Annotated in this window: 16 protein-coding genes, 2 tRNA genes and 1 pseudogene; 12 read left to right on the top strand and 7 right to left on the bottom strand. The window is 54.1% G+C overall.

Features of this window, described 5'->3' with window-relative positions:
* Positions 1 to 16: 16 nt before the first annotated feature.
* Positions 17 to 93 (bottom strand) — tRNA-Arg (locus WA318_RS19345).
* A 336-nt stretch (positions 94 to 429) separates the two neighbouring features.
* Between WA318_RS19345 and WA318_RS19340 the strand changes: the two genes are divergently transcribed.
* From WA318_RS19340 to WA318_RS19330, 3 genes and pseudogenes are all read left to right on the top strand, one after another.
* On the top strand, positions 430 to 1,548 hold the full coding sequence (locus tag WA318_RS19340) for a hypothetical protein (RefSeq protein WP_114098229.1): 1,119 nt from the start codon (positions 430 to 432) through the stop codon (positions 1,546 to 1,548).
* Between the two features lie 140 nt (positions 1,549 to 1,688).
* Positions 1,689 to 2,021 (top strand): DUF4169 family protein, encoded by a 333-nt coding sequence (locus WA318_RS19335; protein WP_336083787.1) that lies wholly within the window; start codon positions 1,689 to 1,691, stop codon positions 2,019 to 2,021.
* A 92-nt stretch (positions 2,022 to 2,113) separates the two neighbouring features.
* Positions 2,114 to 2,269: pseudogene (locus WA318_RS19330) on the top strand (GTP-binding protein); the annotation flags it as partial.
* Between the two features lie 361 nt (positions 2,270 to 2,630).
* On the opposite strand, the gene WA318_RS19325 reads toward WA318_RS19330, so the two are convergent.
* From WA318_RS19325 to lipB, 3 genes are all read right to left on the bottom strand, one after another.
* Positions 2,631 to 3,170, bottom strand: a complete 540-nt coding sequence (locus tag WA318_RS19325; RefSeq protein WP_336083785.1) for a hypothetical protein — start codon at positions 3,168 to 3,170, stop codon at positions 2,631 to 2,633.
* A gap of 337 nt (positions 3,171 to 3,507) precedes the next feature.
* The gene (locus WA318_RS19320) at positions 3,508 to 4,455 is read right to left on the bottom strand and encodes a diguanylate cyclase (RefSeq protein WP_336083783.1); all 948 of its coding nucleotides are present in this window, start codon (positions 4,453 to 4,455) and stop codon (positions 3,508 to 3,510) included.
* A 65-nt stretch (positions 4,456 to 4,520) separates the two neighbouring features.
* Positions 4,521 to 5,183 (bottom strand): lipoyl(octanoyl) transferase LipB, encoded by a 663-nt coding sequence (gene lipB / locus WA318_RS19315; protein WP_114098233.1) that lies wholly within the window; start codon positions 5,181 to 5,183, stop codon positions 4,521 to 4,523.
* A 127-nt stretch (positions 5,184 to 5,310) separates the two neighbouring features.
* Here lipB and WA318_RS19310 point away from each other — a divergent pair.
* The 3 genes from WA318_RS19310 (at position 5,311) to mgtE (ending at position 9,638) form a co-directional block, all read left to right on the top strand.
* A tRNA-Leu gene (locus tag WA318_RS19310) sits at positions 5,311 to 5,397 on the top strand.
* A 388-nt stretch (positions 5,398 to 5,785) separates the two neighbouring features.
* A complete protein-coding gene (locus WA318_RS19305) occupies positions 5,786 to 8,077 on the top strand; it encodes an NADP-dependent malic enzyme (RefSeq protein ID WP_114098274.1) in 2,292 nt (763 codons plus the stop codon).
* A 157-nt stretch (positions 8,078 to 8,234) separates the two neighbouring features.
* On the top strand, positions 8,235 to 9,638 hold the full coding sequence (gene mgtE, locus WA318_RS19300; protein ID WP_114098234.1) for a magnesium transporter: 1,404 nt from the start codon (positions 8,235 to 8,237) through the stop codon (positions 9,636 to 9,638).
* A gap of 137 nt (positions 9,639 to 9,775) precedes the next feature.
* Here mgtE and WA318_RS19295 read toward each other — a convergent pair whose 3' ends face one another.
* On the bottom strand, positions 9,776 to 12,400 hold the full coding sequence (locus tag WA318_RS19295; protein WP_336083779.1) for a bifunctional diguanylate cyclase/phosphodiesterase: 2,625 nt from the start codon (positions 12,398 to 12,400) through the stop codon (positions 9,776 to 9,778).
* Positions 12,401 to 12,793: 393 nt separating this feature from the next.
* Here WA318_RS19295 and WA318_RS19290 point away from each other — a divergent pair, with 393 nt between their 5' ends.
* Positions 12,794 to 14,182, top strand: a complete 1,389-nt coding sequence (locus tag WA318_RS19290; RefSeq protein WP_336083777.1) for a class I SAM-dependent RNA methyltransferase — start codon at positions 12,794 to 12,796, stop codon at positions 14,180 to 14,182.
* A gap of 260 nt (positions 14,183 to 14,442) precedes the next feature.
* Positions 14,443 to 15,486 carry a flagellin N-terminal helical domain-containing protein gene (locus WA318_RS19285; RefSeq protein ID WP_336083775.1) on the top strand — a complete coding sequence of 348 codons (1,044 nt, stop codon included), beginning with the start codon at positions 14,443 to 14,445 and terminating at the stop codon, positions 15,484 to 15,486.
* Between the two features lie 124 nt (positions 15,487 to 15,610).
* On the opposite strand, the gene WA318_RS19280 is transcribed toward WA318_RS19285, so the two are convergent.
* Positions 15,611 to 16,126: an SH3 domain-containing protein gene (locus WA318_RS19280; protein WP_336083773.1), complete on the bottom strand. Its 516-nt coding sequence runs from the start codon at positions 16,124 to 16,126 to the stop codon at positions 15,611 to 15,613.
* Between the two features lie 201 nt (positions 16,127 to 16,327).
* On the opposite strand from WA318_RS19280, the gene WA318_RS19275 reads away from it, so the two are divergent.
* On the top strand, positions 16,328 to 17,314 hold the full coding sequence (locus WA318_RS19275; protein WP_114098239.1) for a 2-hydroxyacid dehydrogenase: 987 nt from the start codon (positions 16,328 to 16,330) through the stop codon (positions 17,312 to 17,314).
* A gap of 56 nt (positions 17,315 to 17,370) precedes the next feature.
* Here the strand turns inward: WA318_RS19275 and WA318_RS19270 are convergent, their stop codons facing one another.
* Positions 17,371 to 20,091, bottom strand: coding sequence for a cation-translocating P-type ATPase (locus tag WA318_RS19270; RefSeq protein ID WP_336083771.1), 2,721 nt, complete (start codon positions 20,089 to 20,091; stop codon positions 17,371 to 17,373).
* A 257-nt stretch (positions 20,092 to 20,348) separates the two neighbouring features.
* Between WA318_RS19270 and WA318_RS19265 the strand changes: the two genes are divergently transcribed.
* From WA318_RS19265 to WA318_RS19255, 3 genes are all read left to right on the top strand, one after another.
* Positions 20,349 to 21,035 (top strand): fumarylacetoacetate hydrolase family protein, encoded by a 687-nt coding sequence (locus WA318_RS19265; protein WP_336083769.1) that lies wholly within the window; start codon positions 20,349 to 20,351, stop codon positions 21,033 to 21,035.
* Positions 21,036 to 21,111: 76 nt separating this feature from the next.
* Positions 21,112 to 21,909 carry an exodeoxyribonuclease III gene (gene xth, locus WA318_RS19260; protein WP_114098242.1) on the top strand — a complete coding sequence of 266 codons (798 nt, stop codon included), beginning with the start codon at positions 21,112 to 21,114 and terminating at the stop codon, positions 21,907 to 21,909.
* A gap of 196 nt (positions 21,910 to 22,105) precedes the next feature.
* Positions 22,106 to 22,948, top strand: a complete 843-nt coding sequence (locus WA318_RS19255) for a hypothetical protein (protein WP_336083766.1) — start codon at positions 22,106 to 22,108, stop codon at positions 22,946 to 22,948.
* Positions 22,949 to 23,070 lie beyond the last annotated feature (122 nt).

Below are 23,070 nucleotides of genomic sequence, written 5' to 3'. Positions count from 1 at the left end.
ACGTCGGGCCTTTGACTGGCGCGCCCGGAAGGATTCGAACCTCCGGCCTTCTGATTCGTAGTCAGATGCTCTATCCAGCTGAGCTACGGGCGCTTTGCCTTAATTTCCGGCGGTTTGCTTGGGTGTGCTCCCCGTCGGCGGAGCGGAACTTATGCAAACGAGCAGGGCATTGCAAGCAGTAAATTTCAAAAAAAGGTATTTTTTCGTAAGGCGCGGTTTACGGGACTGCTACGCACTTGTTTTGCCCGGCTTTGTCCGGTTTGTCGGACTTATGGACAAGACTCGGCAAAAAAGGGGCAAATGCGTCTTGTTCCACAAGTGGTCGTGGACTAAGATGCATTCAATCCCGGGGGAACAGGGGCTTGTTTCACCACATAAAAAAGCAGGCCCAGGGAGATTCGCATATTTCTACTTAGGTAATAGATCGAAATGGCCGTTCGTAAAACCTACCTTGCCGTAATCGGCACCGCCCTGATGCTGGGGGGATGTTCTTTTTCTTCTGAGGCCCTTTGGCCAACACTTGCTGGTGAAGAAGATACGACCCAGGAAAACATGGTCGCATCCGAGCCGGTCGGTGCTAATGCCACCACCAGTTACGATGTTGCTGCAAGCACACAGCCGTTGACCGGTGTGTCTCAGACCGGAACCTTTGTCGGTTCCAAAGTCGAGAACATGCAGCAGGAGCTCAACCGTCTCAAGGCGGCTTTGAACCAACACAACAATGAACTGCAACAGCTTCGCGGACAGACTGTCTCGCATTCGCAGGCCTATCACGGCACTGTGGCTGCGATCAGCGCACGTTTGCAGGTTGGCACGACCCCGGGTAACCCGGTTCTTGTGCAGCAGTGGAACACCGCACAGTCCGAGCTGGACCTGGTGAATGACGATATTGCCGCACTGAACTCGCTGGCGAACAAGGTTGCTGCTGACAGCACGCTTTCGACTTTCCTGCTTGAGTCTGTTCGCTCCGCCTATCAGGTTTCCGGTGCTGTTGACGAAGACCATCGTCAGCTCGCCCTGCTTGAAGACGAAACCAACCGCACCACGGTGCTGATTGATCGTCTCCTGAACGAAATCAGCGAAAGCCTGTCGCGTCAGACATCCTATGTCAGCACCGAACGTGCGAACCTGAACGCTTTGGCACTGGCTGTTAAAAACGGTGAAATCTTCGGGGATTCGCTTTCCAAGCGGGTTTTCCAGTCACAGGCCGCTCCGGCGTCGGCTAGCCCGCGCATGGCAGCAGCCGGTGACCGCCCGCTAGTCGTCATCCGTTTTGATACTGCCAGCGTGAAATACGAGCAGGCGCTTTATAACGCGGTGAACCGCGTTCTGGAACGCCGCCCGCAGGCCAGCTTTGACGTTGTCGCGGTAACGCCGAATCGTGGTACCCCGGCGCAAGTCGCGCTGAATTCAAACAAATCCAAGCGTAATGCGCAGGCAGTTCTTCGGTCGCTGACCGATATGGGCATGCCAAGCTCGCGTGTTCATGCATCGGATGCCACCAGCGCATCTGTTTCGTCCAACGAGGTGCATGTTTTCGTGCGCTAAGTCCGGTCGGACATAAGGGATTTTAAGAACGGCTCTGACGGGTGCTTCGGGAAATCGAAGCACCCGTTTGTTTTTGATCGATCATGCATTGTGGTCTTTGCGATCGCGATGCCTTATCCACCCCGGGCAAGAAGAGAGTGATGGGCGATCTCGTCAATCTGCGTCAGGCACGCAAACGCAAGCAGCGCAATGAAAAGGCCAAAAAGGCGGACGAGAACCGGGCGATTCACGGGCGCACGCGGCATGAGCGCACACTTTCGGATGCGGAAAAGCAGGCAGCCCAAAAGCATCTTGATGCGCATCAGCGAACCGGGCCGGTTGGCGATGGTGACAGCACAGGTGATAAAGATGCTGATACGCCGGTGACCCCGCCAGTATCCGACAGTTCTGACAAGCCCAAATCACCGTCGGCTAAGCCGGAGAACGTCGTGTCGATCTTTTCACACGATAAAAGCAGCAACGATCCGGCCTGAAACTCGGCTGAAACGGCCATCAATAGAGAACCTGCATTCACGGGCGGTTTGCCAAACAGGCATCGTTCCGGATGTGACGGGACTCTTCATTTGCGGCACAGATGGACGGTGGCATCCAGGTTGTTTCGGCAGCAGATGGCCCGATGCCACAGACCCGCGAGCACATTCTGCTTGCGCGTCAGGTTGGCGTTCCGGCACTGGTCGTGTCCATGAACAAGGTTGACCAGGTTGATGACGAAGAGTCCTTGAGCTCGTCGAAATGAAATCTGTTAATGGTCTTGCGGTTTCAGTGATCGTTGGTGTGCTTTGCCTATTGCATGTGTTCCTATCCCATGGATGGGCGGATAGCGTGCCCCCAGGCGCTTTGAGAGAGGTCTGGTCGGCTTTGGATGGGGAGGAGGGGGCAAGGTATCGCCACCCGTGTCAGAAGCGCAGTGACAAGGGTCTGATGCCAACACTGCAATACACGCGGGCAGAACTGAGCCGTCACATCGGGCATGCACGGCAGAACCGGCTTATTGCCGGGAATTCAAATCACAGCACCAGGAGATCGTCTTTCATCTGGTGCCGGTCGCAAATCTTCAAATCACTTCACGGTTAAACCGGTCATCAGTTTAACAGTGTTTCAGCTTCACGCTTGCTTTGGTCAAGGGCCTCGTCCCATCCCATCAGCCAGTCTTCATGATCACGCGAATCAGACGGGTAGGGGTTTTCTGTCAGACGATGCGCATCCAGACCCGCCGAGAAACCAGAACCATAGGCCGAATTGGGCAGATGGCGTTCATGCACGACCGGTGCATAGGTCTCGTAGATCTGGTTGCGGAACGCCGGAAGAGAGCACAGCACACCATCATCAATACCAAGCGGATAGGCCATCATCATGGCCGTGCCAAGCGAGGTGATGGAAAGCTCGTCACCGGCCGTGATGCGGATCAGACCAGCCAGTCGCAGATTGGCGATGGCACTGTCGATGCGCCGCTGCAAATCCGGGCCGTCTTCAATGGCAACCTGATTGCCATCATCATCTGTGCAGAAAAGGGAAAGGACACGACGCAACAACATGTTGCGGTCAAGATTGGCCTCGGCACTGCGTAGCACCGTAAGCATCAAAGCAGGATCGCCAGGCGCGAAATCCATAGAACTGGACATTCAGGGGCCTCCGTTCAGATAGAACCGAATTCCCTCCCAAGCAGGCAGCCATTCTTTGTTGTCGGCGTTTGGGCCGAAACCGTGCTGCCTTTTATTATTATAGTTTGCAGATATGTTTCCAACTTGTGAAGACAAGATTGCGCTTTGGTAGAATTTTTTATGCAAAGAAGTGAATTTACGCAGACATCCAGGCTAATAGCTTGAAAGTATGTGCTTATCTGAACATCTGCCACAGGTTCGGTCGCGCTTAAAAAAATCGCGCATTCAGGTCTTGATAACAGGCATAGGGCACGGGGCATCTGTTGCGACGCGCATGCTTCTTGTCGAAGGAGCAGATTTAGCCGGATGATTTTGAGGTTGCGGACTTTGACGCCGGGGCCTTGCCATCCGGGTTTCGCCAGACGCGGACCCGGTTGCGTCCGCCTTCCTTGGCGGCATAAAGCGCCTGATCGGCTTTTTCGATGATCTGTTCGACGGTCCGGCTTTTGGTCATGGGGGCGGCACCGATAGAGGCTGTGACCGGCAGGATGGTGGTGTCGGAAATCGTGACAGGTGATGCCTCGATCACCCGGCGCAGACGTTCAAGCACGCGCGCGCATTGCTTCATGTCTGCATTGGGCAGACAGATCAGGAATTCCTCGCCGCCATAGCGATAGACTTTGTCAAACGGGCGGACATGCGATTGCAGGATACCGGCAACCGATTGCAACACAAGGTCACCAGCCTGATGGCCATAAGTGTCGTTAACCGATTTAAAGTGATCAAGGTCGACAAGGGCAATGGCCGTCGGGACACCGGTTCGAATCGACCTTTCGCGTTCGGCATTGAGATCGCCCAGCATCGTCTGACGATTATAGGTGCCGGTGAGCGGATCAACATCGGACCTTGCGGTGCGGAATGCGCGTTCAAGACGTCGTACTTGTGCAAAGAACGATTCGGCACGAAGCGCCATCATATCGAACTCGGCCGAATCGATTTCGCCATCGACCTCGCGCGCGCTCAAAAGCCGTCGTGCCGAATCGTGCAATTGTTGATGGGTTGTGGCCAGCGCATGCATTGCAGGCTGGTCTATCAGCCGATTATGCCGGTTAAGCGCATACCAGGCGCCAAAATCGCAATCATGATCATCCTCTTCATGTTCCGATGGACTCGGAGAATCAGGAAGCATCAGTTTGCGATTCCAGCGCAGAATGAGCGCGATATGTTCGCTCAGGGCCTTTTCGAGTTCGGCCAGAATGTCGCGTTCAGCATCAGCCATCCCGCCATCGGCAACGCTTTCGGGCATTTTGTGGCCCGTGTCGTTGCCCCTGCGTATTGTGGGTTTGGGCGGTGCTGGTTGCGACGTATCACTCATTCAGTTGGCCCGGAAAAGACTTCACTAAACGTTTGTTTTAACAGGCGATCGAGCTCATCCATAGAAATATCGACACCAAGGTCGGCAAGGCTGGTGACGCCATGCTCGGAAATGCCGCAGGGCACGATGCCGCCGAAATGTGAAAGATCCGGTGCAACATTGATTGCAATCCCGTGAAAGGTCACCCAGCGGCGCACGCGCACGCCAATGGCGGAAATCTTGTCTTCCCGACCATCTTCACGCACGACCCAGATGCCAACGCGGCCATCGCGTCGTTCACCCTTGATGCCCAGCAAAGCCAGGGTGCGAATCACCCATTCTTCGAGATTATGAACATATGCCCGGACGTCGCGACCCCGATTCTTGAGGTCCAGCATCAGATAAACCGTCCGCTGACCCGGTCCGTGATAGGTATATTGCCCGCCGCGACCCGCGTCATAGACAGGAAAGCGATCCGGATCGACCAAATCTTCCTGATGGGCGCTGGTCCCGGCCGTATAAAGTGGCGGATGTTCAAGAAACCAAACAAGTTCATTGGCTTCGCCTGCATGGATCGCTTCGGCGCGGGCCTCCATTTCAGCAAGGGCTTCGGGGTAGGGAACCAACTCCGGGGTGGTGCGCCACTCGATGATTTGCGCGGTTGGGGCGATGGAATGCATTTTTCCTGACAAATAAATGAAATTAAGTGAAATGAGCCCTTGATCAGGGGTAATCAATTTGCTATCTCCCTTTCCGCGCCAAGGCAAGCCCACTTCTACACCTCACGGGCTTTGCTGCAGACAATATGCGGTCGTGGCGGAATTGGTAGACGCGCAGCGTTGAGGTCGCTGTGGGCTAACCCCCGTGGAAGTTCGAGTCTTCTCGACCGCACCAAAAACGCCTCCTCTTTTCAAGAGGGGGCTTTTTTGTTTCCGGGTTTTCGATTGCGGGTCAGGCAACCGGAGTTTCCCGATAAAAGAGCCCGCCAGAAACGGCGGGTTTTTTCGTTTGTGGACCTTCCCCATATATCCCCTACAATGTTTTTGTCAGCCAGCTCTGGGCGGGGCCGGTCGGGTTAACGCGGTTGCGATACAACCGATTGATTTATTGTGCGGTGCCGCGTTGAAAATTATGCAATGCAGCCCTTTGGCAGAACGTTGCACTGAGTGCTTCAATCACAGGGAAAACTCATTTAGTCTGGGTTTCCCACTAGAACGAATTATCAGGATTTAACCATTTTCTGGTTAATTAATGTAAATACCTGAAATTAAAAGGTATTATGATGGCAAATAGAAATGACAAGCTGCGTGAAGCAGCTTTGGACTATCACCGGTATCCCACCCCGGGGAAATTGTCCGTAACGGCGACGACGACACTTGCCAACCAGCGTGACCTTGCCCTGGCCTATTCGCCGGGTGTTGCGTTTGCATGTGAAGAAATCGTCAAAAACCCCGATACGGCGGCGGAATATACTGCGCGCGCCAATCTGGTCGGTGTGATTTCCAACGGTACGGCTGTTCTTGGTCTTGGCCCGATTGGCCCGCTGGCATCCAAGCCGGTGATGGAGGGCAAGGCAGTTCTGTTCAAGAAGTTCGCCAATATCGACGTGTTCGATCTTGAAGTCGCCGAAACCGACCCGCAAAAATTTATCGATATCGTCGCTGCACTCGAGCCGACTTTCGGGGGTGTTAACCTCGAAGACATTAAGGCGCCTGAATGCTTCATCATCGAGAAAGCATTGCGCGAACGTTGCAACATTCCGATTTTCCATGATGACCAGCACGGAACGGCGATTTGTGTCGCGGCTGCGGTTCTTAATGGATTGCGTGTCACGGGCAAGGATATCAACAAGGTCCGCCTGGTGACATCGGGGGCTGGTGCCGCCGCGCTTGCGTGTCTTAACCTTCTGGTGTCGATGGGGCTGCCCAAGGACAACATCACGGTCACCGACCGGTTTGGTGTCGTTTACAAGGGCCGTCAGGAAGAAATGGATCCGTGGAAAGCGGATTATGCCATTGAAACCAATGCCCGCACATTAAGTGACGTGATCGAAGGGGCTGATATCTTCCTTGGTCTGTCTGCGCCCAATGTCATGGGCGAGGACGAACTGCGCAAGATGGGTGAACGCCCGATCATTATGGCGCTTGCCAACCCGACCCCGGAAGTATCGCCTGAACTGGTCAAGGAAATCCGCCCGGATGCCGTTATGGCGACGGGACGTACCGATTATCCCAATCAGGTGAATAACGTTCTTTGCTTCCCGTTCCTGTTCCGTGGTGCGCTTGATGTCGGTGCGACCGAGATCAACGAGGAAATGAAAATTGCCGCGGTCGAGGCGATTGCCGATCTGGCAACCGCAGAGGTTTCGGACGTTGTTGCGACGGCTTATGGCGGTGAGGAACTTAAATTCGGTCCGGAATACCTTATTCCCAAACCGTTTGATCCGCGTCTGATGCTTGAAATTCCGCCGCGTGTGGCAAAGGCTGCGATGGATAGCGGTGTTGCCAAACGCCCGATCGAGGATTTCGATCATTACCGTCAGCAGCTTGAAGGCTTTGTCTTCCGGTCTGGTCTGGTGATGAAGCCGGTCTTTGACATGGCACGCGCACATAAAAAACGCGTGGTCTATCCCGAAGGCGAATCGCGCCGCGTTCTTCAGGCCTGTCAGGTGCTTGTCGATGACGGCGTCTGCGTTCCGGTGGTGATTGGTCGTCGCGAAGTGATCCTGGAACGCATCACCGAACTTGGCTTGCGTCTGATCCCTGATGAACAGATTGAAATCCATGATCCGGATGACAATCCGCATTTCGAACAGGACTGGCAGGACTTCCACAACATCATGGGACGTCGCGGGATCAACCCGGAATATGCGCGTTCCATCGTGCGTACACGTCCAACCGTGATCGCAGCCCTTATGCTGCGTCGTGGTGAAGTGGATGCGATGCTGTGTGGCTGTCAGGGCGGTTTCCTGCGTCACCTGCGCTATGTCCGCAATCTTGTGGGCCTGCAGAAAGGCGTGACCGACTTCTCGACGGTCAATATGATGATCATGAAGCAGGGGACCTTCTTCCTGACCGATACCTATGTGTCGGTTGACCCAACCCCTGAACATGTGGCGGAAACCACGATCATGGCAGCCGATGTGGTCAAGCGGTTTGGCATTACGCCAAAGGCCGCCTTGATTTCGCATTCGAACTTCGGCAGTCACGAAAACAAGTCGGCCTGCAAGATGCGCGACGCGCTTCAGCTGATCCGTACGCAGGCGCCGGACCTTGAGGTCGAAGGTGAAATGCATGCCGATGCGGCAATTTCACAGCCGATCCGTGATCGTATCTTCCCGCATTCGATGCTTAAGGGGGCTGCGAACCTTCTGGTGATGCCGACCCTTGATGCTGCCAACATCTCCTATAATCTGGTCAAGATGCTGGGTGATGGTTTGCCGGTTGGCCCGATTTTGGTCGGTGCTGCGAAATCGGCACATGTGGTCAGCCCGTCGATCACGGTGCGCGGTATCGTCAATATGACTGCAATCGCGGTTGTTGATGCGGTAACGCGTAGTCAGGAAGGCCAATAAAATATCTGTCGTTGCGCCCCTTGACCGGGGCCATGCGATAGCGCAGAAACAGCCGTGTCGGGATTTTGATCATCAACGTCCCGGCGCGGCGTTTTCATAAGACAGTTTCAATCTGGTGCAGGGCGCAAACAGCAGCACGTAACTCAGGGAGGGGCAGATGGCAGGTCAAGTTGATGAACTCGACCGTCCGGCGGATACATCCACCGGCGATGAATATGTCGATCTGACACCTGAATATGCGCGCGAAATCTTTGACGCCCTTGGCGAGGAAGACAGCAACACTGCGTCTGAACTGCTTGGCGAATTGCACTTTGCCGACATTGCAGATTTGCTGGGTTGGGCAAGCTCGAACCAGCGTGCGCAACTTGTCGAACTGATCCGCCCCGACTTTGACCCGGAATTCCTGACCGAACTTGACGATGACCTTCGCGAGGAAGTCATCAACCTGCTCGGCACAGATGTGGTGGCCGAGGCCATCACAGAGCTTGATTCAGATGACGTTGTCGAGGTCATCGAGGATTTTGATGCCGACGAACAGCGCGAACTTCTTGGCGCGCTTTCCGATATCGAACGTGCCCGCGTTGAAGAAGCTCTTTCCTATCCGGAATATACCGCCGGTCGTATCATGCAGCGCGAGCTGGTGGCGATCCCGGATTACTGGTCGGTCGGCCAGACCATCGATTTCCTGCGGTCGGCCAAAAATCTGCCGGATGACTTTTACGACATCATCGTCGTTGATCCGCGTTACAGCCCGGTCGGCATCGTGCCTTTGTCGCGTGTGATCCGCACCAACCGTCCGGTGCTGGTGCGTGATGTGATGGGGTCGGATGAAATGCGCACGGTCCTTGTGACCGAGGAACAGGAAAACGTCGCCCATCTGTTCCGTCAGCGTGACCTTATTTCCGCACCGGTTGTAGATGATTCCGGTCGTCTTGTCGGTGTGATCACGGTAGATGACGTCGTTGACGTTATCGACGAGGAATATGAAGAAGACATGATGCGCCTTGCCGGTGTCGGCGAGGAGGATGACCTTTCAAGTGCGATCCTTGATACCACCCGGTCGCGCTTTACCTGGCTTCTGGTCAATCTGGGAACCGCGATCATGGCATCGGTGGTCATCGGCCTGTTTGAAGGGACGATTGAAAAGCTGGTCGCACTGGCGATTCTGATGCCGATTGTGGCCTCGATGGGCGGGAATGCCGGTACGCAGACCCTGACTGTTGCGGTGCGTGCGATTGCCACGCGTGAGCTGACCAGCACCAACGCATGGCGTGTGATCCGCAAGGAGGTCGCTGTATGTGGTCTGAACGGGCTGGCATTTGCCATCTTGTCCGGAGCTGTAACCTGGCTTTGGTTTGATGATCTTTTGCTGGGCGGTGTGATTGGCGCTGCGATGATTATCAATCTGCTTTTTGCCGGGCTGTTTGGTGCCCTGATCCCGCTTGGTCTGGAACGTGCGGGTATTGATCCCGCTGTATCTTCATCGGTGTTCCTGACGACGATTACCGATGTTGTCGGTTTCTTTGCATTCCTTGGACTGGCGGCGATTTTCCTGCTTTAGGCCTCAATAATCCAGTCGGTATCTGGCAAGCGCAGTGTTTGAGGCTGCCGGATTTGCAAATAAAAAGCCCCGCAGATAATGCTGCGGGGCTTTTGGTTTTTAGGCTGCCGAATCAATGAGCAGGCAATTTGCGAAAGCTAGCCTGAATGTTCGTCTTCTGCCGGACTTGATGTTGCTTTCGGGCGCGCCGGGCTCTTTTGCCGGGGCAGAAGTTCGGCGGTGTCGATTGCATCAAGTGGTGCAGACAGCAAGAAGCCCTGCATCTCGTCACAATCCGCAGCCTGAAGCACAGCAAGCTGTTCTTCGGTTTCAACACCCACAGCAACCACCTTGCGATTAAGGCTTTTGCACAGCCGGATTGCCGGTTGCAGGATGCTGTTTTCGGGTTGCTCATCAAGGGCCAGATTGAACAGCGATTTTGACAGCTTGATCCGCTGAACCGGGAAGCGTTTCAGATAGCGCAGCGACGTATTGCCCGCCGCAAAGTGATCAAGGGTCAGGCCAATACCCGCCTCGGCAAAGCGATAGAACTGGCCAAGCGCACGTTCGGGTTCACGCATGGCGATGTCTTCGGAAACCTCGATCTCGATCATGGCGGCATCAATTTCATGTTCAGCCGTAAGATCGATGATGTTCTTGATCAGGTCAGCCTGAATGAACTGGCGGCTTGAAACGTTCAATGCAATCGGAACCGGGACATAGCCCTGTTCACGCCATTGGGCGATCTGTTTGCACACGGTTTCAATGATCCATTGACCCAGTGGTGACAAAAGCCCCGTCCGGTCGGCAACTGCGATAAAGTCAGGCGGCAGGCGGCGCTTGCCGCTGTCATCAATCCAGCGCAACAGCGCCTCAAACCCGGTCAGGGTGCGGTCGGATGTGCGATAGCGCGGCTGATATTCAAGGACAAAGCGCTTTTCATCAACCGCACGGCGCAATTGCGTTTCCATTGAAAGACGCGCATGCATCACGTTGTTCATCGTCTCGACAAAGAAGCAATAAGACGATTCCGCAGATTTCTGGGCGCGATACATTGCGGCATCCGCATTGGCCAGCAATTGCGACGGTGCGCGCGCATCGTTGGGATACAGGGCGACACCAACACTGACATGCAGACGGATTTCTTCGCCTGTCGTGGTCTGGATCGGCTGTGACATGGCTTCGACCACGCGTTCGGCAACCAGTGCCGCGCCTTCGGCCTCTGACAGGTCGGTTGCGATAATCGCAAACATGTCCCCCGAGAACCGGGCACAGGTGTCTTTTTCACGCACTGTCGCGCGCAGACGCCCGGATATGGTGCGCAATGTTTCGTCACCGATATCTGCGCCGAACCGGTCATTGATGGCGCGGAAATTGTCGATATCAACCACCAGAACCGACAGAAGCTTTTCATACCGTTTGGCATGGGCAACCGCTTGATTAAGGCGGTCTTCAAACAGTGCATGGTTTGGAAGCCCGGTAAGCGGGTCATGCGTTGCCAGATACCGCAACCGATTAACCGATGCGTTGGCCGCCGGATTGTGATGCAGGGTGATATCAACGCAATCAGGATTGCTGGCGGATGGCTTCATCGCCAGATTGCAGACGACATGAACGCCTTCGGCGCTGCGGACAATCCATTCACGGCGTAATTCTTCCTCGCCGCGATTGATGGCAAGCAGCATCTTTTCCTGGGATCGACGCGAAGCGGTTCCGTCGGACTGGAATTCCGGCGCCAGATTGTAAAAGCGGATAAATCCGTAATCTTCTTCGCGCAGATCAAAGAATTCGGCCGTTTCCGGCGACATTGATTTCAGATGACCATCAAGCTTGGTAATCGACAAAGCAAGGTCATTGATATCATCACCGGCATTGATGTGATGCAGATGGCGTCGGGATGATGTTTTCTGCCGGTTGGTCAGCATGAAGATCAGAACGGTAAACAACGCTGTTACCAGCGTCCCGAACAGCAAAATAAGTTCGGGATTGATGGTGTGCTGGCTTGCAAGTTTGGGGTCGGCAATGACATCGACCTGCCACTGACGCCCGACAATCTCGACCGGGACGGTGCGTTGCAACTGTTCGTCATCCCCTTCGCCACGGATTTCAAACAGAACAGTGTCACCTTCGCGCACACGCACGGTGTAATCTTCGACCTGTTCCGTATTGATGACCGAGGCCAGCATGGAGCGGATGCGGAATGCCCCGTTGATGATGCCGATAATCTCGCCATCACGGCCCAGAACCGGGCTATAGGCCGCAAATCCGCGCCCGCCCTGAAGAAGTTCAAGTGTCGGGGTGATCTGGGTTCTGCGCTGATCAAGGGCGATATCAAGAACCGGGCCTGCCATCGGATGGCGTTTCAGATCGGCACCAATGGCCGGAACGTTCCCCTTGATCGGGGCTACATATAAAATGAGGTAATTGGGCGAAATCCAGTTGATTGCCTGCAGCGCCGGGAAACGGCTTTGCAGCGGGGTGGCAATCGAGAGATATGCGCGTTCATCCTCGGGCGCACCGTCCTGCCAGTTATCCGCAAAGCTTTCAAGAACGGCGAGGTTGCTTGTGACAATCTGGCTGACTTGCTGGGCTACAGACGTGGCTGTAATCTGGGCTGCGGACAGAAGAATGGTACGACGATTTTTTTCAAACGTTTGCCAGAAAAAGAAAGTCACAGAGCCAAGGAAAACTGCCGTCAGAAAACCTGCCAACAATGCCCGTTTCTTCAAACGGGCCGTTTGCGTGGATGCATTTTCATCAGCTTGTTTGTTTTCTTCTTCCATCTCTCCCCCATACGTGACCCGCAAAACAGGTTCCCCAAACCCGGATATGCGCGCAAAAAAAAACGCATTCGTCACGTCATTTGCAAAGGCATCATGCGTATGATGTCTTACAAACGGTTTTGTGTCACGCAGACGATAAGCAATTCGCTCTATGTTTAATGGTGCCATTATTACAGGATTTTAAGGGTTTAGTCGCGTTCATTTGCATATAATTTTTTGCGCAATAAGTTCGTTGCCGGGGCATCTGCACCATTTTTGCGGGCAGAAGCAGGATTAAATCTTTGTTCGCCCCTGTTCGTGGCGCGCCAACTGGTGTATCTGAGGCTGGCTTCTGGCACCCGCGATAATTTGCCAGATAAAAGTGTGACGAAGATCACCCCCGAGAGAGAGTTTATGAAACATCATCACCGCAATCCCCGTGCCCGTGGGGGACGCAAGCGTCAACCGTCCCGGCGTGATCCGCTGATTGGTTTTGAAGCGCCCGTCACCATCGAACAGGTTGGTGCGCGTGGTGATGGCATTGCACATATTCAGGCCCCGGATGGTAAAGCGGTTCTGGTCTATGTTGATTGCGTGTTGCCCGGGGATGAAGTGCGGGTTGCCCTGCGTCAGAAACGCGGTGACGGATATGGCGCCGAAGTCATCGAGGAAATTGCCCGCACCGGAGCGTTCAACCCGCCACGCTGTTCGCATTTCAAGGAATGCGGCGGCTGTGCGCTTCAGCATATGAGCGACGATGATTACCGCGCGTGGAAATATGACAAGGCCAAAACTGCTGTTTTGCGGGCGGGGATTGATCCTGAGGATGCAGATGATCTGATTGCCGATGTTGAAATTTCACCACCGGCAAGTCGCCGTCGCGCGGGTTTCTCCGTTCATGTCGGGGCGACCGGGGTGTTTGTCGGTTTCCATGGCCGGTTCAGTCATACGGTTTTGAATGTTCCTGACTGCGCTGTTTTGCGCCCGGAATTGATGGCGTTCCGTTCTGCCTTTGTCGATTTCCTGATATCCTGTCCGCCAGATTACGCGCGCGATATCAAAGAGGTCTTTGTTACCCTTGTCGATAACGGACTTGATGTTCTGATCCAGGCCAGTGCAGACCCCAATCTTGATATGCGTCAGGATCTGGCCGAATTCGCCGGGGCACAGAACCTTGCGCGTCTGAGCTGGCAGGTCGGGGATCGTCCGGATGAACCGGTTGCAGCCCGGCATACGCCGCTGGTGTCCTTTGAAAATGTCGAAGTGTCGATTGCGCCTGCCGGGTTCTTGCAGGCAACGCTTGATGGTCAGCAATCCCTTGTAAATGCGGTCAAGCAGGCACTGGATGAAATTGCACCGCGACAGGTCGCCGATCTGTTCTGCGGGGTCGGCAGCTTTACATTCGCATTGGCCTTGCATGGCAAGCGCCGGTCGGTGACTGCTGTTGAAAGTGACCCGCGTGCGGTCGAACTTTTGCAATATGCCGTGGGTCAGTCAGGAAGTCCGATCAAGGTTGTCAAACGTGACCTGTTCCGTCAGCCACTTACTGCGGCTGAGTTGGGGGCATTTGATCTGGTGCTGTTTGATCCGCCGCGTGCAGGCGCACTGGCCCAGTGCGAGCAACTGGCAACAGGCGGACCTGAATGGGTTCTTGCGGTTTCCTGTAATCCGGCGACCTTTACGCGCGACATGCGTGTGTTGCGCAATGGCGGCTATGAAATTCAAAAGGTCGTCCCGGTGGATCAGTTCCTGTGGTCGTCACATCTGGAACTGTTTGCTGTTCTGCGCCGTAAAGCGGTCTGATCCGGGCTGTTCGGGGCAGCCCGGATTGACGTTTGCAGGCGGACTTTACAGGCTGATTGCGCCCAGATTGGGTGGGGGTTTTTAAAATCGCGCCTTGATTGTGCGATTTGGCTTAATGTTTCATCGCTAATAATCTATACTAATGGCTGGTATTTCCGCCGGACACCAGGAAGGTCAGGTGGACAAAGTTTTGAATGATTTCAATTTCTTTGTCCGTGCAGCATGTAGTTGCCTCGCCGGCTTGTTTGTGCGGAAAAGCAATGGAACCAGTTGCGAGTCAGCTTACGATCTATACCAATACTGCGCGTGCGATTGCACCGCAGAACCGGTTGATCGCGTCTGATGGCAGCCAGTATCCCACGTCATCGGGCAGTTCTGAACGCAATACCGATTCGCTTCGTGGTGCGAGTTACACCACAGAAAAGCTTCGTGGATCGCTTGGCAGTGCCAGCAACCTTTTGACACAGGCATCAAGTGATTTGTCGCGCATCGGTGATGCGCTTGACGAAATTGAATCCCTGATCGAAATCGCAGAAGAAAGCCCGGACCTTTCGGCGCAGCAGCGTGCGCAACTTAATAGCCAGATCGAAGATTATCTGGGCGAAATTGACGATATTGCTGCAAACAGCAGCTTCGATGGCCGGAACCTTCTGGATGCGGATCAAACGATATCGGTACAGGTCGGTTCCGGAACGTCGTCAGATAACCGGATCAATGTCGAACTTTATGCATCGTCGACCGAGGATTTGGCGACGGGGCTTTCATCAATTGACCTGACGGATGGTTCGGGCGTTTCAAATGCACGTGCCCTGATTGATGAAGCGCAGCAGGCATTGCGTGATCGCGAGACTTCATTGTCGGCTGATCGCGGCAGTCTTGCCGTTGCGCAGGATCAAAACCGCGTTTCACAGGTTGCAGGCGACAATATTGTCCAGGCCCAACTGGCGGCGTCCGAAACATCCGGTGCCGAGGATATCAGGTCGCGTATTTCGGCAAATCTGCAGGCCTATCTTGGGGATATCGCCACCCAGCTTGCCAGTCAGACGGTCAGTATTGGCGGGTTCAGCTTGCCTGAACCACGACCTGATCCGTTCCTTGAACAGAATGACAGGCCGGTCTTTGACCCGAACGCCGATAAACGTGATCCTCTGGCACAGGAAACCTTTGGGCAATCGCCGGATGCAAACACCAGACAATCCTATTCCACGCCGGTCTTTGGCGGGTATGACAGCGGTGGTCATGCGACTTCAAACAGCGGTGGCGGGGCTGATCGTTCGCAAAACCGTGTGTCTGTCGATGCCTGATATCTTGGGTAAAGCTGTAACTATTTAAAAGGCCCCGTGGATGTTCCGCGGGGCCTTTGGTTCGTTTGATCGAAAGGGCAGGTGATCGAAAGGACGGGTGGTTTTCGGAAATCTATCCTGTCGTCTAGCCTTCTACGGTCTCATCTTCATACACGCCCCAGAAACCGTGACGCGGTGCCCATCCTTCGAAATCGCCAAAGCGCAGCTGGCACCAGTTCATATTGGCCGGGCAGTCTTCGATGCTTCCGATGACGCTGGCCGAGACCATAGCGATCTTGCGGGCATTTTCATCAGCCGCGGAATAAAGCGTGATGCTGTCATCGGTGACGATCACATGTCGAGAGCCGACCAGAAGGCTTTGATGAACCCAGCCTTCACTGCCTTCCCAGTCGCGAACCTTGCGCCATGTATCAAATTCAGACACGACTTCCATCGGCATATTGCGACGTTGATAAATCCAGACTTTCGGATATCGAAGCCCCGGCCCGGAACGCAAGAATACCTTGTCTGATCGCAGTGCGACAAATCGCGGAATAGGCAGACCGGATTCTTGGGCGCTGGCCACAATCGGGGTGGTCAGACTTGCCAGAACAGCCAAAGCCATGAAGCGATACATAAATGTGCGCAAAAACTGCGGCATCTTGTTGGTATTCCCTTGTTTCGGAGCTCTGACAGGGATCTGTCAGAAATCCTCTTCACGTAATAAAATTACAAAAAATGCGTCAAAATCCTTGCTTTTGTACCTTGCTGCATGGCATCACTGCATTGCGGCAGGGCACAAAAAATGTGACATGCCATATTTTGTCAGAAAAAGAGTTAAAAGACCGCATAGGATCGGCAGATGACCAAGAAAAAACCGCTTGTCGTCGTGACCCGGAAGCTGCCGGAAGCGATTGAAACCCGCATGATGGAACTGTTCGATGCGCGTCTGAATATCGATGACGCCGCAATGACCAAGGAACAACTCATCGAAGCTGTCAAAGTGGCAGATGTTCTTGTCCCGACTGTGACGGACAAGATTGATGCCGCCGTACTTGCCCATGCGGGGCCGAACCTTCGTCTGATTGCCAATTTCGGAACCGGGGTGGATCACGTTGATTTGCAGACCGCACGGTCGCGCGGCATCACGGTCACCAACACGCCCGACGTTCTCACCGAAGATACAGCAGACATGACAATGGCGCTGATCCTTTCGGTATCCCGTCGCCTTGCCGAGGGCGAACGCCTTATCCGCAAGGGCGAATGGGCCGGATGGGGCCCGACATTGATGCTGGGTCATCGCATCTGGGGCAAGCGTCTTGGCATTGTCGGTATGGGCCGTATCGGTCGTGCGCTGGCGCGCCGGGCAAAGGGGTTCGGGCTGTCGGTTCATTATCACAACCGCCGTCGCGTTCACCCGGAAATCGAGGAAGAGCTTGATGCAACCTATTGGGAAAGCCTTGATCAGATGCTTGCCCATGTCGACGTTGTTTCTGTTAACTGTCCGCATACACCGGCAACCTATCATTTGCTTTCGGCAAGGCGTCTCAAGCTGATGCAACCCCATGCCATTCTGGTCAACACAGCACGTGGCGAGATCGTTGACGAACCGGCACTGACCCGGATGCTGGCCGATGGCGAGATTGCCGGTGCCGGCCTTGACGTGTTCGAGCATGAACCGGCCGTAAACCCCAAACTGCTTGATCTGCAAAACGCGGTTCTTTTGCCGCATATGGGGTCAGCCACCATCGAAGGGCGCGTTGATATGGGCGAAAAGGTCCTGATCAATATCAAGACCTTTGTCGATGGGCATACACCGCCAGACCGTGTGATCGAAGGGCTGCTCTAGACAGGTTTTCGACAACGATGTGAGGATTTAAATGCCGGGGATTTCCCCGGCATTTGTCATTTGGGCGTGGTTTTCGGGGCCGGGATTTTTTTATGCAATACAAATGCATGTACCAATTGTCCCAAAATCAACGGGGTGATGCTGCCGCCAGCCACCAGCATCCAGCCCGTCGGACCGGGGCTTGAGATCATCAGAAGATCCGACAGGCTTGGTATCCACAAGGTTGCCCCGACCAGAACGCAGCACAAGGCCAATGCCCCCCAGACAAACGGGTTACGGCTTACATCATTGATCAATGCATTCGAACCGGAAGCGCGCATGTTAAATACGTGCAAAAGCTGGGCGGCGGCCAATGTCAGGAATGACACAGAAAGGGCTTCCTGTTCGCCCAGCGCAAAGACCGTGTGGGCCAGAATAAATGCACCAAGCGTTCCTGCCGTAATCAGCCCGCCATAGATGATCACCCGCATCCAGTGCAAAGCACCAAGGATCGGCTCTGCCGGGTCGCGTGGTGGTTGCTTCATGACACCCTTTGCGCCTTCACCAACACCAAGCGCGAAGGCCGGGAATACATCGGTAACAAGGTTCAGAAAAAGAATCTGCAATGGCAGTAAAGGAAGGGGAAGCCCGCTTAAAACAGCCAGACCGACGATCAGGATCTCGCTGAAGTTACAAGACATCAAATAAATCACGAATGTCCTGATATTGGCAAAAATCACCCGGCCCATATGCATGGCGGCAACGATGGATGGAAATGCATCATCGCGTAAAACCATGTCGGCGGCTTCGCGGGCAACTTCGGTGCCACGTTGACCCATGGCAATGCCGATATCGGCTTTCTTAAGGGCCGGTGCGTCATTCACACCATCCCCTGTCATCGCAACGATAGCGCCGCTTTCCTGATGAAGAGATACAAGATCAAGTTTGCTTTCCGGGCTGACGCGGGCAAGAACCGGGGTCGCGAGAATGGCCTCGCGTTTATGTTCAGCAGCGTTGCCAACATCCTGAAGGTCGCGGCCTTCCAAAACCGGGGCGTCCGATCTGCATAAGCCGACCTGACGGGCGATATTGTGGGCGGTTCCGGCATGGTCACCGGTGACCATAACAGTCCGAATACCGGCGTCGTGACAGGCCTTGATCGCACTTGCGACGTCGCTTCTTGGCGGATCAAGCAAGGCGATCAATCCAAGAAGCGTGAGATTTTCATAAGGAGCGGTGTCCTCCGACCTTGCCTCTTTCATTGCCAGGCCGAGAACCCTTAATCCTTCGCTGGTCATCTCCGTGGCAAATGCCGTCCATTGATGGCGCAGCTTGTCATCGAACGGCACCTTGCCATTGATCGTGAGAAGATCAGTACAACAGTCAATCACCGCTTCGGTCGCGCCCTTTACCGCGACAAACAGGGCGTCATTGTCTGGTTGATGATGGTAGGTCGCCATCATCCGGGTCTGGGCGCTAAAGGCTTCCTTCGCAACCAGTGGAAAATCTTCGAGCAAGGTTTTCTGATCGTATCCCTGCCTTGTAACGGCTTCGAGCAACGCAATTTCCATCGGATCGCCAATTGGCGCGGATGATATGTTCGTTTTTGTACCGGTTGCGGATGCTGGTGAAATGAGGATTGCATCGTTACACAACATCGCGGTTCGCAAGGCGATTTCTTGTGTCGGATCATTAGGTGTTTCAACCGGTCTGGTCGCCCCGGTTGTCCCGAATGCATTCGTCTCGTCAAGTATGACTGTGCTTGTGCGCAGGCGGACAACTGTCATGCGATTTTCGGTAAGTGTACCGGTTTTGTCAGTCATGATGACGGTGGTCGCGCCAAGCGTTTCAACGGCTGACAGATTTTTGATCAGGGCATTGCGCCGCGCCATCCGCGCCATACCACGCGCAAGGGCAACCGTTGCCACAATCGGCAAACCTTCGGGAACAGCGGCAATTGCCAGGGCAACCCCGGTTTTGACCATCAGCAGGAAGTCCTTGCCAGCATAGATGCCACTTAGCGTTATAAAAAGGGTCAGCCCGAGTGTGACCCAGATCAACTGACCGGCAAGCTTATCCAGTCGCTTTTCAAGCGGGGTTGTTTCGGCATCTGCCGTTTCGGCCAGATCGGCAATATGACCAAGTTCGGTGGCCATCCCGGTTGCGGTAACAATCCCAAAGCCATCGCCGCGGGTAACTGCCGTTCCCTTGAAAACCATATTGAACCGGTCGCCAAGAACGATGTCATCACCAGAAAGAACATCGTTGGTTTTGGCGATTGGCAGGGATTCACCCGTCAGTGTGGATTCGTCACATTGCAGATTGTTGCAATCAACGATGCGTATATCGGCCGGAACAATGTCGCCCGCTTCAAGCAGAACAATATCACCGGGAACGATATCTTCTGCCGGGATGACGGTTGCGATGCCATCGCGTCGAACACGGGCTTTGACTTGCGAAAGTTTGCGCAGAGATTCCATTGACTGGACAGCGCGATATTCGGATGAAAATCCGATGGCAGCGTTCAGGACAAGGACAACTGCAATCGCGCTGCCTTCGGTCCAGTCACCGAGATAAAAGGAAAGCAGCATTGCCCCGGCCAGAAGATAGACAATCAGGCCGGTGAACTGATCAATCAGAATGTTCCAGACAGATCGTGACTTGCTTCGTCGAAGCACATTGCGGCCAAATCTCCTTCGGCGTTCAACGATTTCCTTTTTGCCCAGACCGTTTTCCGGACGAACATTTTCAGTATCAAGAACCTGATGAGCCGTTTGGAGATAGGGAGAGCTTTTCATCGATACCCCTTGTGCAGACCATGGTCCGGGCGGTGGTCGTGCGGCATGGCTTTGCCAGTCTTTCAGTTTGCGTCTGACGTGGTCAAGTGATTTGGAATGGCGACCATATGTCAGACAGCTGTCGTGAGGATGGAAAACCAACCCGAATGCAGAAACAGAAATCCGTTTTGTGACCGGGTTTTACATCTCAGTCATTTTCTTTTGCGGGTAGCTTGGCTATCACTGTTATCAAACAGCGTTAGTTTCAAGGAGCCATCATGGGTTTGATTTTCCAGCCTGCCGAACCGACGACCATTCCGGTTCAGGATTCCGACGATCTTTTCCCGGTTAACCGCATTTTCTGCATCGGAAAAAACTATGCCGATCACGTTCGTGAAATGGGATCGGACCCGTCTGATACGCCGCCATGTGTGTTCATGAAACCGACCGGTTGTCTGGTGGTCGGTGATGGTGATCTGCCTTATCCGTCAGCAACCGAAGATCTGCATTATGAAGGTGAACTTGTCGTTGCCCTGTCAAAGGGGGGCAAAAATCTTGACCGTGCCGCGGTTGAGGATGCGATTTTCGGGTATGGCGCTGGTCTTGATATGACCCGCCGTGACGTTCAGGCAGGCCTCAAGGAACGCCGTCTGCCGTGGGATATGGCCAAGTCGTTTGACGGCTGTGCCGCAATCTCTGCGCTTAAGCCCAAAGCAGATGCAGGCAATCCGCATGCGACCAGTCTGAAACTGTCGGTCAATGGCGATGTCCGTCAGAACGACACCACAGCCAAGATGATCTGGCCGGTGATTGATGCGCTTGTTCATCTATCGACCCTGATCGAACTGAAACCCGGTGACTTGCTGTTTACCGGAACGCCCGAGGGCGTTGGTCAGGTGGTTCGCGGTGACCGCATGGATCTGGCGATTGAGGGTGTCGCTAGACTGTCAGTGACGTTGAAATAGACGTCAGAACTTTTCGAAAATTTCCGGGGTCGTGGGGCAGGGGCCTTTCCCGAACAGGATTTGAACGGAGCCCGTTTTGAAAATTGTAAGTTGGAATATCAATTCCGTCCGCCTGCGCATCGAGCAGGTCATCAAATTTCTTGAAGATCAGCAACCCGATGCGCTGTGTCTTCAGGAACTGAAATGCCCTGATGAGCATTTCCCTCATGAGGCATTTGAGGCTGCTGGCTATGTTCATCGTCACAACCACGGTATGAAAAGCTATAACGGGGTGGCGATTGTTTCACGAATGCCTTTCGTCGAAACTGACATCAAGCATTTCTGTGGCAAGGAAGATCGCCGTCACTGCATGGCGAAATTCGAAAATGGTGTCGAGCTGCACAATTTCTATATCCCGGCGGGCGGTGATGAACCCGATCCGGCGATCAACGAGAAATTTGCCCACAAGCTGTCCTTTATCGACGAGATGACCACCTGGTGGACCGACCGTCGTGCTGCTGATCCGAACCGCAAGGCCGTTCTGGTTGGCGATTTCAACATTGCCCCGTCAGAGAACGACGTCTGGTCGCACAAGCAGCTTCTTCGGGTCGTCAGCCACACACCGATCGAGGTCGAAATTCTTGAGAAGTTCCGCCAGTCAGGCGACTTCATTGATTCAGTACGCGAAGTTGTTCCGGAACCCGAAAAGCTGTTTAGCTGGTGGAGCTATCGTTCTCGTGACTGGCGCGGCAGTAATAAGGGACGTCGTCTGGATCATGTCTGGATGACCCCGAATATGGCCGGGACGGTCCGGACTGCATCGGTCTATGACCTTGCACGTGACTGGGAAAAACCATCCGATCACGCGCCGGTGGTTGTGGAATTCAACCTGTAACCAGATCGCGTTTCGATTGAGTGAAAACAGCGGGCCGGGGAAACCTAGTCCGCTGTTTTGTCATGTAAAATAACTTGGCAAAATAACTTGATTGTTGTGCTGATCGGCGCAACTCTTTTGCTTGAACGCAACCAAACATATACCCATGTGGACAATGTCGGATTGTTTTGGTGGCAAATTAAGCAGGATACGGGCAATGAAAAAGATACTGATTGGTTTGGCAGCGATCATCGTTCTGGTCGTGGGCGGACTTGTATATGTCTATGTCAATCTCGACGATATCGTCAAAACGACCATCGAAAAGGCCGGAACACGTGTGACCCTGGCGGAAGTGACCGTCGATGGTGTGACGATCGAACCCACACAAAATACGGCAGGCATCACGGGGCTGGTTGTTGGTAATCCCGACGGGTTCAAAACGGATTATGCCTTCTCGCTAGGCAATATTTCGGTGCGCCTTGACGGAACAACGCTGACCAGTGATACCATTCGTATTATCGAAGTCGTTGTCGATGCGCCAAGTGTTACCTATGAGCTTGGCAATGGCAGCTCGAACATCGCAACCATTCAGCGCAATGTTGAAAGTTTTGTTCAGCGTGTTTCGGGACCGACCGGCGCAGGTGGTGCAGATGGGGCGACGGATACAGCTGCCAGCGAAGACGCCGGTTCGAGCACCAAAATTATCATTGATGACGTATATGTTCGTAACGGCAATGTCGGTGTGTCAGCCGCTTTGCTGCAGGGTAAAAAGCTTTCAGCAAGCCTTCCGGAAATTCATCTTGAAGATGTTGGTAAGGACGATGGCGGTGCAACTCCGGCAGAAGTTGCTAGTGAAATTCTGACCGCCATCAACGCGTCAGTCTTCAAGGCCGTTTCGAGTTTGAATGTTGACGGTCTGCTGCAGGGCGTTGGCGATCTTGGCAAAGGTGTCGTTGGTGCTGTTGGGGGCGCTGCGAGCACTGGTGGCTCGTCGGTCAAGGATGGTGCCGAAGCACTTGGTGGAGCAGTCAAAGGACTGTTTGGCGGATCATCTGATTGATCTGTCTGATCACCATTGAGCGTTGAAAATCCGGGGCCTGATCAGGTGGCAAGTCTGATCAGGCCTTTTTCGTGTTGGTCGCGCAGTGTTTTGTAGTTTTCCGGTCGATGATTGGGCCGTTA

Source organism: Thalassospira sp. CH_XMU1448-2 (assembly GCF_037027285.1).
Lineage (GTDB): Bacteria > Pseudomonadota > Alphaproteobacteria > Rhodospirillales > Thalassospiraceae > Thalassospira > Thalassospira profundimaris_C.
Note: the sequence above shows the minus strand (reverse complement) of the source record. Positions and strands in the feature narration are given on the sequence as shown.